A 12863-nucleotide genomic window follows, 5' to 3' on the forward strand; every position below is an offset into this window, starting at 1 on the left:
CAACCAGGTTCTGGTTCCCGTGGAGGACGCCTTGCGAACCACACTGCTCCACATCGTCTTTCTCAGCGTTCTTGTTCTTGCGATGATGATAGTGACATCTTGCGGCGGAACTTCCAACACCGCCAGCAACTCTCCCGGGGGTAGCAGCGCCAATCCAGGACCGGCAGCGGCGCCTGGCTCCGGAGGCTCCGGCTCCTCCGGCGGCAATGCTGGCGGAGGTTCTTCGGGCGGTTCAGGAGGAGGCACTTCCGGGACCGGCTCGGGAGGTAATACGACTCCGAGTGCTCCAAGTGGTCCAGACACTTATCTTGCTCAGATTTTTCAAGTGGCGGAGAGGTTTCCGAATTCAGAGGGACAACTCACACTTAATAACAAGGCCAACGATGGCTCGGGCGTCCTGCAATTCTCACATGCGAGTACCAATACCGGTAATTTGGTTCTGCGGTTTTGTCAGTATGCCTTTAACCCACCGAACTGCTTCAACATCACATCTCTCGCAACCGATGCGAACGGCAACGGAACCGTAAACTTTACCTTTCCCAGAAAGGGAACGGTTTCCGGCGCATTCCAGATAACCCTCAACGGCGACCAGTGGGGCTATGCTGCGACCGGCACCTCGGGAAAGAACTTTCAATCGGCGCTCCTGCCGGCCTCTTCGATCACAGGAGGCATCAACCTGACGGCGGGCAATGCACAAGGTTGGGGATCGATTGTGGTCAATGACACTACCGGACACATTGTTCTAAACCAGACCACGCCGAACCACACGTTTAATACCGCGATTTGTGGCCCGACGAATTCGTGTCTGAATCTGGGCAATGTCTCAACCGATGCGCAAGGAAACGCGAGTGCCGATATTGGATCAGTCCAGGCTGCTGGTGGAAGTGTGTTTCGCGTCAGCGACGAAAACGGTGTGCAGTTTGTGTCTGCATTTCGCGTGCAGTAGCTGCATGTAGCTGAAAGTTTGTCCTGCAGCGTGGGGCTCTGGCTGGGCAGCATCTCCCTTTCTTCAATCCGTCAGTTCGCCTGAATGAAGACCTCTACCACTTTCTCGGATGCGCACGTAAGTTTCTCGTGTACATTTTTGGACTCCGAGCGCAGATCGGGGAGAAGGTCCGCACGACAAATAGGACAAGCGAAGCATCGAACAGAGCAGGATGCTCTGCTCGGATTCAAGTCTGATTGAACTTCAGTCGCGCTCCGATTCTGAATACATAAGCCATAGCCGCACTGTGCTCATCACCGACCGCAAAGGTTGGGTGAGTGGCAACTCTGACCAGGGACTCTGGATCTACCAAGCGCGCCTCCTGTCGCGGTACTTGTGGACGCTGGATGGAAAGACGCCGCAGCTCAGCGCCTTTTCTTGTGTCCGCCAGAACAGCTCTCTTGGCTACTACATTGCGGCGCCGAAAAATTGGAAGCGGACTGAGCCGAAAGACCGCGATGCAGCGCAGCAGTCCATCGAGTTGCGCGTTTCCCGAACACTCGGCGCTGGTCTCACAGAAGAGGTGGCGGTCACAAATTACACGCAAATCAGCACGGTTGTTGAGCTCGCGCTCGAAGTTGCCTCCGATTTCGCCAGCCCAAGTGCGGAATCCGGCGCGGACAGAGTTCCTGGAACAATGAAACAGAAATGGGCTGAAGTCGGTGAAGGTGAATGGGAGCTCTGCTTCGATTATCGGGCTCGGCACTGGTACAGCCACCAGGGCGATCGTGGAATAGCGCGCTTTCATCGCGGAGTCCGCTTGCGTCTGAAAGCCAATGTTACGCCGAAGTATCGAAATGGGAAGATATCCCTGGGTATCAGGCTTGCACCTCGCCAGAGCTGGCGATGCTCAGTTCATGCCACCGCACTGATGGAAGGCGATGAATGGAGCCCGGTAGACGGAAGCCCCTGGTCTTCACCCGTAACAACTACAGAAAAGGAAGACGCCTTCCCTGCCGATGCCACGCAACTCACTTCGCCCGGGTCGCCAACCTTTCCTGCCCTCGTACTCAGCACGCTGGCACGGTCTCAGAAGGACCTGTTTGCCCTGCGTCTAGTCGATCTCGACTCTCGCGACGAGGAAGGAAGGGCCTGGATTCCTGCAGGCGGACTCCCGGCCTATGTTGGACTGTTCGGGCGCGACTGCCTGGCTTCAGGATGGCAGGCAGCCCTATTGAGCACGGCCATGATGCGCGGTTCCCTTTCGGAACTGCCAAAAACGCAGGGACAGAAGATTGACGATTGGCGAGACGAGCAGCCTGGACGCTTCGTCCATGAGCTGCACACCGATCCGCGCGCGGTGCTTAACTACAATCCGCACGCCCGCTATTACGGAGGCGTCACCGCATCCATTTACTACCCGGTCGTCGTCTCCGCAGTCTGGCATTGGACTGGCAACAAACAGTTGGTCCGGCGGTACGTCAAGCCGGCGCTTGAAGGACTCGACTGGGCAGATAAGTACCTGCGCGACGAAAGCGGCTTTTACCGCTACCGCAAACGCTCCAACCAGGGAGAACGCAACCAGGGATGGAAAGACTCAGACGATGCCATCGTGAATGCTGACGGATCACAGGCGAAACATCCCCTGGGGACGTGCGAGATGCAGGCATTTGTCTACGCATCGAAGATGCATCTATCCGAAGTTCTCTGGTGGCTCGGGGATCCCGAAACGGCCCGCCGGTTGTTTCGTGAGGCAGGAGAATTAAAGGAACGCTTCAATGACTTCTTCTGGATGGAAAATGTCGGATATCTCGGAATGGCCATCGATGCGAAGAAGCGCTTAGTGCGATCGATTGCTTCAGATCCCGGGCATTGTCTCGCCTCGGGAATTGTTGATCAGCGTCTGGCGACGGGGCTTGCCGAGCGGCTCATGCGGCCTGACATGTTTTCTGGTTGGGGCATACGCACACTGTCGGCGGAGCATCCTGCATTCAATCCATTCTCCTATCATCGCGGATCGGTTTGGCCGGTTGAGAACGCCGTCTTTGTGCTTGCTTTCGCGCGCTATGGCTTGCACAACAAAATGCAGACGCTTGCGCGGGCGATGTTCGAGACTGCCGAAATCTTCAAGTACCACCGGCTGCCCGAGGTCTTTGCCGGACATCAGCGCGATGGCGAGCATCCCTTTCCGGGAATGTATCCGAGAGCGAACTGGCCGCAAGCCTGGTCGGCATCAGCTCCATTCACGGTAATGCAGGCGCTGCTCGGAATCTTTCCCTATGCTCCGCTGAATGTTCTGCTTCTCGATCCCCATCTGCCGGAGTGGCTGCCGGAATTCACCGTGCAGAACATGAGGATAGGAAAGGCGACTGTCTCCCTGCGATTCAGGCGTAGCGAAGACGGTCGCACGAATTACGAAGTTATAGAGCTCCGAGGGAAGCTGCACCTGGTCCGCCAGCCGAGCCCGTGGTCACTGACGGCGGATCTTGGCGAACGAGTGCGAGACGCAGTCAGCAGCCTACTACCCCTTGCAGCCTAGAAGATCGCTATCTGGTTGTTTTCCTGTCGTTTTCGGCATCAGTTCACGCCATTCTTCGGATCCCATGATCCTTGCTCTTTGCGGACATAGATGATCTGGCCGATGTGGTAGGCGTTGTGGGTGCTGATGTGCGTAAACGTTTGCGCCACGTTTTTCAGTTTTGCTTCGTCTGCGGTTTCCACCCACTTCTCGAGCTCGGTCAGAACCTGATCGAGCTGCTGCACTGTGTCATTCCAGGTTTTCGTATCGAACTTGTTAAAGGTCTCGTCGTTGTTGCCGCTGAAATTTTCTGGTTTCTCACCCTTGAGCCGTGCGAAGTTCTGCTTGTTCCAAAACACCAGGTGATAGGTAAGCTGGCCGACCGAGTGGTTCCCTTTCCCGTCGGTCCAACTCGCCTGCTCGGCGGTCAGCCCTTTGACCGCAGTGTTTGCTGGGACGAACCACTCCGCGGTTGTATGCGTCGAGCGCAGCTCGGCCAGCAGTAAGTCGCGAAGATTCGAGGGCTTCTTGTCTTGGGCATGCAGGGGAAGCACGAGCAACAGCGTCACAAATAGCAGCCACCGTTTTGTCAACCTGGAATTTCCTCCGCCGTCTTAGACGCGCGAGCGGCCGGAACGATTCTCCAGAACGTGAAAGGGGAGAGCGGCCTCGGTTTCCGTTGGGACGAGATGCGGTGAGAGTGTCGTCCACGATGCCGACGGAGAGTCCTTATTCGACCCAAACCGACATCTCGGGCTTAAAGTGGATTGAGCCAAGACGAAGTGGACCAAGTGGAAGGAAAATGCCTGTGTTGGCGCCTCTTTGGCAGTTCTACTGCCCTCCCACTCCTGTCTGTTTTCCCTCGTGCGTTACTTGCGCGGCGATCTTCTGCATGGCATGTGCGAGTTCCGCGGGTGAGTGGATTTTGAAGTTCGTTCCGTCCAGCGCACGCGGCAGCGCGGGCAGCCCCCGCGTGCTGCATAACCTCTACGATCACACATCGATCCTGAAGCTGCTTGAATGGCGTTGGAAACCTCCTACGCTGACGACGCACGATGCATCGGATAGATCATTAATTTAAAACACGCTCTGGACTTTGGGGGTCCACAGCTCGATGTCCCTGCTCTTCCGGCACCAGCGACCTATGTGCCTCTCGCCTGTCCGAACGGATCCGGACAAACCTTCGGCGACACCGTCGGACAGCAGGAGTCGATCGATATGTCGAATTTACAGCAGCTCGCGGTGAGCTATGGATGGCCGATCTATTAGGCTCTGCCGCTGTCGAGTCATCGTGTTCCTTACTTGCCGCGAAAGACGAATGCCAACTCTATGATCAGAATGATCACGACCATCAGCTCCAACACGAATCCGCGCGCCTGCTGGAACTGATCAATCATCACAGTGTAGAGATCCTCGGCGGTTTTGAGCTTCTCGGCGACCAGGGCCTGAAAGTCGTTCACACCGATCCTTGCGACGCACAGTTTGTATAGCCGCGCTATAAACATGTCGCCTACGAACTTAAGCGCGGCAGTTGTGCGCTCCGTCAGCTCCGTGACTTCCAAGACGATGGTGCGCAGGCGCGTCGCCGCCGGACGCATTCTCCAACCGGCCAGCACACCAGCGCGACGTTCGATAAAACGATAAACCTCGCGCAACTCACGTGTGAGCAGCTCGTCGTAGTGGCGGAACTGCAGAAGCTGCGAGTTTGCATATTCGAGTATGAGAGCCGTTGCTTCTGCGCCCTGCTGAGTATCAAGCACGAACGCTGCATTCCAGCCGATCACGATCAAGTCGTTTGGATAATAGGACACGCTTCCCTGCATCACCTCAGCGCGTTCGCTGTCGGAGAGCGCGAAGGGTTCTCCACGGACGATCTGAGCGATGTCCGCGCTGTGTCTGGCGAGTACTTTGGCCGCTGGTTCCATTCCAGGACCGCTGAGGATGTGAAAAATGCAATAGTCCTCGTCCAGCCAATTTTCATAGGGACGCACCAGGGTTGGACGAATCGCCGCGACTCTCTCTCGAACGATCCGCCGCGAGAGCTCGTCAAATGTAGTGCTGGAAACCCAGCGCGCAGCCAATTCACGCAGTCCGTCCCATTCGCAGCAGAATGGAAAACGCAACAGCAGGCTGATGACGCCGTAATCGTAATAGCGCAGAGTCGCATCAAAACGCTCGCCGCTCTGAATCACGACTTGATCGATGGTTTCAATTACCGGCGGCCGCTCGAATCGGACATACTCCGGAGCGGTGTGTTTAAAGCTCGGCGTCACGACTTTGCCCTGGATAAATGGGGGCAACTCCTTCAGTCGAATCTCTTCGCAAACGTCGTACAGCGACAAGATGGAGATTGATCCGCGCAGTTCCATTGTGCCAGTGTAAGTCGACGCTCCTCGTTAGAGACGCAGCATGCTGCGTCTCTATCATCAGCTGTGCAGAGCCCATTCAGTTTAGCGGGCTACCAGCGGCACCGCGGCCAGTGCCGCGACCATTCCTAAGCTCTGTAACCGTGACCAGCGTTCCTTCAGTAGCACGCGCGCCAAAATGATAGTGCTAGCCGGATAAAGTGCGGACAGTACCGCAGCGACGTCGAGTCGCCCGCGCTGGGTGGCGGCAACGTAGAGCGCATTGGCGGCCGAATCCAGAATTCCGGCAAGAAAGATGTAGCGGAACACTCCGGGTGCCGGCGTCCAGGAGACCGGGTCTGTGCTGGATCGCTCTTGATTGGCGGCAAACAAATGCTGCTGAAGCAAAATGGAAATCATCAAGACGAATGACGCAGCACGCGCCGCGACCAGCGGCCAGAATACAGACTGAGTTCCCGCAAACTTAATGAACAACAAAAACCCGCCCAGTCCAAATCCTGCGGCGACTGCGAGGCCGAGTCCTGCGGATTCGCCAGCTGAGCCGCTTTGCGTCGCAATCAGCCAAATGCTGACAATCGCCAACAAGAATCCGAATAACTGCAGTCCACGCGGAAATCCGGCAGTAATGAAACTGAAAATGATCGGAACGAGCGCCGAGATCACGGCCGAAAGTGGCGCGGTCAATCCCATCTTGCCGACAGCTAGTGCCTTGTAAAGACAAGCAAGCCCTGCGCCGCCAACCGAACCCGCTGCAATCCCCCATAGCAAGGAGATCTTCGACGACAAGTGCTCACCTGCGAGAACTGCAAGGAGGAGCATGAAGATGAGGCCAATACCATGCGCGATCGCCACTACCCCAAACACACTCGATCGCTTAGTAGCAAGGCCGCCACTGAAATCAGCCGCGCCCCAGGATGCGGCAGCAGACAAGCTAAATGCGGGTGAAAGGAGGTTCTGCACAACCTATCTTCGCATTTCGAAGCTGTTGCGGTTCGTATGTTGCATCTTGCGCTCCTACCGAGTCTAAAACGTATCTTAAGATTGAGTCCTACGAATCACGAGGAGCTTCCGTGCAAGAGATGAATGTACGTTGCTGCATCGTAGGCGGCGGACCAGCCGGAATGATGACAGGGTTTCTGCTGGCTCGGGCCGGGGTTGACGTTCTTCTACTCGAGAAGCACGCCGACTTTCTTCGCGATTTTCGCGGCGATACAGTGCATCCCTCCACTCTCGAGCTGATGTATGAACTGGGCATCCTTAAAGAGTTTCTCCAGCAACCTCATCAGGAGCTCTCGCGTGTAGCCGTGCAAATCCGGGACACGAAGCTTTGGGTTGGCGACTTCACCCACCTGCCCACGCACGCAAAGTTCATCGCGCTCATGCCGCAGTGGGACTTCCTCAACTTCCTCGCGGAACGCGGGCGAGTTTACCCGGAGTTTCAGCTGCGCATGCAGGCTGAATGTATGGACTTGCTCCAGCAGGACGGCGTGGTGAAGGGTGTGCGCGTCAAAACCACGGGCGGCGAGCTCACCGTTCATTCCGATCTGGTCATCGCTACCGATGGCCGGCATTCAATCGTCCGCGAGAAGGCCGGGCTCACGGTGCGCGACAAAGGTGCGCCAATGGACGTGCTGTGGATCCGCCTTTCACGCCGGGAAAACGACGCTGCACAGGCGCTTGGCCGGGTTGATCGAGGAAGAATCATGGTCATGATCAACCGCGGTGAATACTGGCAATGTGCTTTCGTAATACCAAAGGGAACCGCGGAAGCCCTGAAGGCTCGAGGAATCGAAAACCTTCGTGAGGAGATCAGTCGGCTCGTTCCCTATTTAGGAAATAGAGTAGGAGAATTGAGAGACTGGGACGATGTAAAGCTGCTCACCGTGAAAGTCGATCGCCTGGAGAGATGGTACAAACCGGGACTCATTTGTATTGGCGACGCGGCTCATGCGATGTCTCCGATCGGCGGCGTTGGCATTAACCTCGCAGTGCAGGACGCGGTGGCAGCTGCAAACGTGCTCGCACCTGCCCTGCTCACGCGGAAGGCGATAACACATTCGCTTCAGCAAGTTCAGCGGAGGCGCGAGTTTCCTACAATAGTCACGCAAGCAGCGCAGATTTTTGCGCAGAACCGAATCATCAGCAGGGTTTTAGCCGCTGATAAGCCTCTGCAAGTTCCTTCCATTATGAAACTGCTGGACCGCTGGCCGCTACTTCAACGTATTCCGGCCCGAGCCATCGGCATAGGAGCGCGTCCGGAGCATGTGAGAACGCGAGATGTTCATCAGCAACAGCGCGCGATTGCGTCCTAAAGGCTAGGTGAGCTGGCTTTAACGTCATTCCGTCCGCTCTCGGCCGGCACAAGTTTGAAGAACCCAGAATGGGTCTAAGGCGCTGTCATCGTCGACTGATCGGGATTTAGCCACTCGTTTAGATCGAAGACGTAGATCGAAGACATGGATGTCTTTAACCTTCTACGGGCTGAGGCGGCCGGAACCACGTTAGAAGGGAACCACGCTAAGCCTGCTTCGCGACATCGAGGACAGGCTCGTAGCGAGCGCCTGTCGCCATCAAATTTTCGATCAATTCCACCGGCTGAATTCCACCTCTCGCGCCAACGCCCATGCAGTTCAATGCAGCGGCAGCGCAGGCGAAGTCGAGCCTTCGCCGCAATGGCCAGCCTTGAAGAAGGCCGTAAATGAACCCGGCGTGAAACGTGTCTCCGGCTCCGGTCGTGTCCACGGCGGCCACCTGATAGGCGGAGGCGTAATGGAACTGCTTGCCATCCCACGCTAGCACTCCATCGTCTCCGAGCGTCGCTGCGGTCAATGCACATCCATATCGACGCTGCATCATAGGCAGCGACTTCTCCAGATCCTCCAGCCCGAGCAGCCGCGCTGGAACGTCTCTGCTGACGATGGCATAGTCAATATTTTCGAGCAATCCTTCCACACCAGGATACGTATCATCAAGATCAGCGACGACGGGAATTCCCACAGCGCGAGCCCAGCCCGCTGCAACAGTGGCGGCGGCAGTATCGTAGCCGTCCACGTGGAGCGCACGAGCATTCACGATCCATTCGCGATCCAGTTCTTCGGGACGAAGGCCGAGCTGCTGATCGCGGCGCCACAGAACTGTGCGCTCGCCCTGACTGTCCACAAGGATTACCGCCTGTTGACTTGCACAGCCGGGCACCGTAATGACGTGCGCCTCTACGCCGGCGCGCGCAAATTCGTCGCTATGAAGCTGGGCAGCGCCGTCGTCGCCCAGCTTGCCGACGTAGCGAGTACGCAGTCCCCACTGCTGACATGCCATAACGGCGCTTGCGACCTGTCCACCGGGAAGCACGCTGGCTGAGCGAAACTCGACCTTGGACCCTGGAACCGGGTGCTCCGCCATTGGAATTAACATATCGGTCGCGTTCAAGCCAACGCCGACGAGGTCAACCTTCGATGGCTTTGCTTTTGTCATTGTTTGCGATGACACTGTAAACGAAACATTACGGTACACGAAATCGAGCGGTGCTGCTCACTGACGTCGCTTGAGCCCTTCCAGTTCCTCGAGCGTGCGCGGCCAATCGTCTCTTAGCAAGCGAGACAGGCTGCGATCGGCGAGAACTTTTCCACCTGTCTGGCATCGCGCGCAGTAATTCGTCTCGTTATCAGCGTAGCGGATACGTAACACCCTCTCACCACATCTCGGACACGGCTCGCCATAGCGACCATGGACCGCCATTCCCTTGCGAAACGCCGTGACCTTTTCGGGAAAGCCGTGCGTCGCTTCTTCCCGCAGCGTTCGCGTCCAAAGCTCGAGCGTGCTCCTGGTGGCGGCGAAAAGGCGCTCCCATTCTTGTGGCTTCAGATTGTGCGTCTGTGCAATTGGCGAAAGTTGCGCTGCATGCAGAATTTCATCGGAGTATGCGTTGCCGATGCCGCTCAACAAGCGGGGATCGGTCAGGGCTCGCTTAAGTGCGCGATTTTCTGACGTGAGTGTTGCACAAAAGGAGTTGAGATCGCTCGAAAAAACGTCGATTCCTCCTGGATCCATCGCGCGCAAACTGTCTTCGCCAACCAGAAGGTGCAACGATGCACGACGCTGCGTGCCCGCCTCCGTAAGCACGAGTGATCCCTTCGGAAAATCAAACGCCGCTAGATTTTGACGGCCAGACAGCTTTGCTTCCGCGGGTCGCCAATGCAACCGGCCAGCAATCATCAGATGCAGCACCAGCCAGAAATCACCGCCCAAGCCGAATGCAATGCGCTTGCCAATTCGCCTCAACTCGCGAACGACGCGGCCTTCGACGCTCGTGATCGGTGGCTGCACGGTTCGCAGCAGAAACGCGCTCGCGATTCGCACTCGCTGTAGTGGCTGATGAATCACGCGCGGTTCCAGCGCGCTGATATAAGCGACGATGTCGGGCAACTCGGGCATGCTTATCAGAAGAATGCAGGTTGAAGCCCTAGTTCTGCAAATCGGCCCGACCCGGGAAGCAGAGTCATCCACACGGTGAAAGCCGTGATGACCCTTGCAGCTTCCTGCGCCTTCGTGGATTCGGCCGCACTCGGCCAGGTGTTGGCGATTTTTTGATGTGGTGATTCGAAAATCGCGAAATCACAAATGAAATCTACGGCCGGGCGGGAGGCGCCCGGATGCACGTCTTAGAACTTATCGTCGTTTACTTCGATCCAATATCCATCCGGATCCTGGAAGTAGAGCTGATGGACTCCGTCGGGGCGGACCGAAGTTCCTTTGCTCGCGTCGCGAATACTTTTCCGGTACTTGACCGACATTTGATCGAGATGAGAGACGAAGGTATCGAACGATGGGACTCGAAATGCTAAGTGCACATTCACGTCATGAGGGATTGATTCCGTTGCCCCTGAAACGACGTGGAGCTGGTCGTGCGCGCCAATGCGGAGCCAGAGGTGCCGTCCATCTTTGAAGGGTTCATTTATACGCTCCAAGCCCAACACAGTTTCGTAAAAATCAGCGCTCTTCTGCAGGTCACGTACGTAGACCGTCGTGTGATCGAATTCTGCAGGCTTTGTGCCAGATTGGGAGACAACTAGAGAAGCACCCAAAGATAGCGAGATCAGGAGCAACGCAAGCCTCATCTTTTTCATGCCGGAATGGTACATCACGGATCCTGTAGCTCCGCCGATCATTTCTGCGCCCAATAACTCGTCCTGGCCAACACTCTCAAGTCACTCCGTCCGCGTAATCGAACAGTAAGTCGATGAAGACCAGCATGAGGTTCCTTTGGCTGAAAACTGAGCACGTATCGGCTGTGGAGCCGATTCGTGAAGTCAAACATGTGATCTTCGAAGCTTTTGCTTGACGCAAACAGCTGGTATTCGCCGCCGGTCATGGACGCCAATCCCTTTGCCACATTTTTCCTGGTCGCGTTCATTGTCATCAACAATGGGGCGCCAATATCGAAGGGAGCCCCAGCCGGCCTCCACTCGTCCTTATTCAATCCGCGCTCGGTGTCCAAGACCTGCGACACAGAAGGCGAGAACGGCAGCGCGTACACGACCACATTGCTTCTGCCAACCTCCTCGACGACTTGCTCCAGCTTGGCTTTGTGACTGCCATGATCTCTGGTCTCACTAATAAGCAGCAGCACGCGCTCATGGTCTTTGGAAAGATTCGTCAGCAGTCTGACGGAGTAATCAACTGCATCGAGGATCGCGGCGCCGTTGTCACCCGGCGAAAGATCTTTCAGGTAGTCGGTGACCGGAAGTTCGTCGCGCGTAAATCCTCGGACAGTGCGCACGCGAGTGTCGAACTCCACAATGCTGATTTCTGAAATCGTATGTTCTTGAGCGAGGATGTCATCGAGCATGGAACCTAGGCGCGCCATCCTGGAGAATTCTCGTTTAGCGCGGCGACCGGTCTGTAGCGCGACCACAATTGATACTGGTTCGATATCGGAACGCTCATCGAGTTGCACTGCCTGCTCAACCCCGTCGTCTTCGACCACGAAATCTTTCGCCAGCAAACCATAAACTGCCTGTCCCTTTGCATCTCTCACAAGCGCCGGGATGATGACAATCTGCGACTCACTTCGAAAGACGGGATTCTCCTGTCCCAAGGTGCTATACGAAATCAGCAGAAGGATCATGCACTTCGCTGCCGTAATGCGTTTAACCGACTGGCCGCGACATTTCATATTCAATCAGCGCTGGATCGTTCGGATACGGTTCTGTCCTTCCGGTTCGCGTGAATCCGAGTCGCTCGTAGAATCTTATGGCACTTTCGTTGCTGCTCGTCACCATCAAGTCCAGTGTCTTCGCACCGCGCTCACGGCACCAGTTCAGGATCTCATTCACCAGCAAACGGCCTGTACCCTTTTGGCGCTGGGTCGGTGCTGTCCACATGGAGATCAGCTGGGCGCGGCTTGTGTCACTCTCATGGAGAAGAGAGAGAGCCAAGCCGCATGGGCTCCTTCCCTCCATTGCCATATAACCAATCGATCGTTCTCCACACAGATTGCCTGCACGTTTGATCCACTCGGCGTCACTGAACTGAGACTCCCTCGCGTAGGTCGAGCCAAAAGCACTGGGAGTGTCCTGCAGTGCGCGCAGACGAACAGCTTTGAAGGCAGAGACGTTCTGCAACGTGATTCGCTCGAGAGTAACCATGCAGGTACGATGACTCCTTAAAAATAATAAAGCGCAGGAGCCTTTGTCGATCCCTGCGCTGGCGGTTCGTAGCTGTTGGTGTCTGCAGATCCAGTTATGGTTCTCCATAGCGATCACGAAAACTCGTATGATTTCTTGCGCACTGGCGTTCAGGCTGCCGGTTGCGGTTGCTACGGCAAGCACCCCCAAAAGGCCAAGAGATCTGACATGCGACATTGACACGCTCCAGATATGGGATTTCGCCAGCACCCTGCCGTTCGAGATGACTCGAATCCGGCCAATGCGCACCCGTACTCACTGGATTAGCAGGCGTATCTTTCAAAATAATGACCAGCAGATTAGTTTTCAATGACTGATCTTCTGGAACGGGATTAAGTGCTGCATCCGACGATCGCCTTCACTATATTGTT

General features: G+C 56.1%; 12 protein-coding genes and 1 pseudogene. 3 read left to right on the forward strand and 10 right to left on the reverse strand.

All coding sequences use genetic code 11. From position 1 onward, the window contains the following. Positions 1-183 precede the first annotated feature (183 nt). A pseudogene (locus tag DMG62_15440) lies at positions 184-270 on the reverse strand (energy transducer TonB). A gap of 887 nt (positions 271-1157) precedes the next feature. On the opposite strand from DMG62_15440, the gene DMG62_15445 reads away from it, so the two are divergent. After that, positions 1158-3464, forward strand: coding sequence for an amylo-alpha-1,6-glucosidase (locus DMG62_15445; GenBank protein ID PYY21954.1), 2307 nt, complete (start codon positions 1158-1160; stop codon positions 3462-3464). Positions 3465-3502: 38 nt separating this feature from the next. Here DMG62_15445 and DMG62_15450 read toward each other — a convergent pair whose 3' ends face one another. Then, entirely contained in the window at positions 3503-4021 is a 519-nt protein-coding gene (locus DMG62_15450) for a DinB family protein (GenBank protein PYY22038.1), read from the reverse strand. A gap of 314 nt (positions 4022-4335) precedes the next feature. Between DMG62_15450 and DMG62_15455 the strand changes: the two genes are divergently transcribed. Next, the gene (locus tag DMG62_15455) at positions 4336-4524 is read left to right on the forward strand and encodes a hypothetical protein (protein PYY21955.1); all 189 of its coding nucleotides are present in this window, start codon (positions 4336-4338) and stop codon (positions 4522-4524) included. 217 nt (positions 4525-4741) lie between these two features. Here the strand turns inward: DMG62_15455 and DMG62_15460 are convergent, their stop codons facing one another. Together DMG62_15460 and DMG62_15465 are read right to left on the reverse strand one after the other, a co-directional pair. Next, positions 4742-5812, reverse strand: a complete 1071-nt coding sequence (locus DMG62_15460; protein ID PYY21956.1) for a hypothetical protein — start codon at positions 5810-5812, stop codon at positions 4742-4744. An 81-nt stretch (positions 5813-5893) separates the two neighbouring features. Further along, positions 5894-6739, reverse strand: a complete 846-nt coding sequence (locus DMG62_15465) for an EamA family transporter (GenBank protein PYY21957.1) — start codon at positions 6737-6739, stop codon at positions 5894-5896. 149 nt (positions 6740-6888) lie between these two features. On the opposite strand from DMG62_15465, the gene DMG62_15470 reads away from it, so the two are divergent. Then, positions 6889-8121 (forward strand): hypothetical protein, encoded by a 1233-nt coding sequence (locus tag DMG62_15470; GenBank protein ID PYY21958.1) that lies wholly within the window; start codon positions 6889-6891, stop codon positions 8119-8121. A gap of 205 nt (positions 8122-8326) precedes the next feature. Here DMG62_15470 and DMG62_15475 read toward each other — a convergent pair whose 3' ends face one another. The 6 genes from DMG62_15475 to DMG62_15500 are packed head-to-tail and all read right to left on the reverse strand — an operon-like array spanning position 8327 to position 12453. Next, a complete protein-coding gene (locus tag DMG62_15475) occupies positions 8327-9280 on the reverse strand; it encodes a carbohydrate kinase family protein (GenBank protein PYY21959.1) in 954 nt (317 codons plus the stop codon). A gap of 57 nt (positions 9281-9337) precedes the next feature. Beyond that, on the reverse strand, positions 9338-10240 hold the full coding sequence (locus DMG62_15480; GenBank protein PYY21960.1) for a formamidopyrimidine-DNA glycosylase: 903 nt from the start codon (positions 10238-10240) through the stop codon (positions 9338-9340). 5 nt (positions 10241-10245) lie between these two features. Then, positions 10246-10464, reverse strand: a complete 219-nt coding sequence (locus DMG62_15485; protein ID PYY21961.1) for a hypothetical protein — start codon at positions 10462-10464, stop codon at positions 10246-10248. A 3-nt stretch (positions 10465-10467) separates the two neighbouring features. Further along, positions 10468-10974, reverse strand: coding sequence for a glyoxalase (locus DMG62_15490; GenBank protein PYY21962.1), 507 nt, complete (start codon positions 10972-10974; stop codon positions 10468-10470). Beyond that, positions 10971-11981 (reverse strand): hypothetical protein, encoded by a 1011-nt coding sequence (locus DMG62_15495; GenBank protein ID PYY21963.1) that lies wholly within the window; start codon positions 11979-11981, stop codon positions 10971-10973. Before DMG62_15495 ends, DMG62_15490 begins: the two co-directional genes overlap by 4 nt. Next, positions 11956-12453: a GNAT family N-acetyltransferase gene (locus DMG62_15500; GenBank protein ID PYY21964.1), complete on the reverse strand. Its 498-nt coding sequence runs from the start codon at positions 12451-12453 to the stop codon at positions 11956-11958. Before DMG62_15500 ends, DMG62_15495 begins: the two co-directional genes overlap by 26 nt. Positions 12454-12863 lie beyond the last annotated feature (410 nt).

Source organism: Acidobacteriota bacterium, from assembly GCA_003225175.1.
GTDB lineage: Bacteria > Acidobacteriota > Terriglobia > Terriglobales > Acidobacteriaceae > Gp1-AA112.

What these genes read in the sequence shown, in the direction of transcription:
- DMG62_15445 (PYY21954.1), top strand. Translation starts at nt 1,158, where the DNA reads ATGCTCTGCTCGGATTCAAGTCTGATTGAACTTCAGTCGCGCTCCGAT.
- DMG62_15470 (PYY21958.1), top strand. Translation starts at nt 6,889, where the DNA reads ATGAATGTACGTTGCTGCATCGTAGGCGGCGGACCAGCCGGAATGATG.
- DMG62_15500 (PYY21964.1), bottom strand. Translation starts at nt 12,453, where the DNA reads ATGGTTACTCTCGAGCGAATCACGTTGCAGAACGTCTCTGCCTTCAAA.
- DMG62_15460 (PYY21956.1), bottom strand. Translation starts at nt 5,812, where the DNA reads ATGGAACTGCGCGGATCAATCTCCATCTTGTCGCTGTACGACGTTTGC.
- DMG62_15480 (PYY21960.1), bottom strand. Translation starts at nt 10,240, where the DNA reads ATGCCCGAGTTGCCCGACATCGTCGCTTATATCAGCGCGCTGGAACCG.
- DMG62_15455 (PYY21955.1), top strand. Translation starts at nt 4,336, where the DNA reads ATGGCATGTGCGAGTTCCGCGGGTGAGTGGATTTTGAAGTTCGTTCCG.
- DMG62_15475 (PYY21959.1), bottom strand. Translation starts at nt 9,280, where the DNA reads ATGACAAAAGCAAAGCCATCGAAGGTTGACCTCGTCGGCGTTGGCTTG.
- DMG62_15490 (PYY21962.1), bottom strand. Translation starts at nt 10,974, where the DNA reads ATGATCGGCGGAGCTACAGGATCCGTGATGTACCATTCCGGCATGAAA.
- DMG62_15495 (PYY21963.1), bottom strand. Translation starts at nt 11,981, where the DNA reads ATGAAATGTCGCGGCCAGTCGGTTAAACGCATTACGGCAGCGAAGTGC.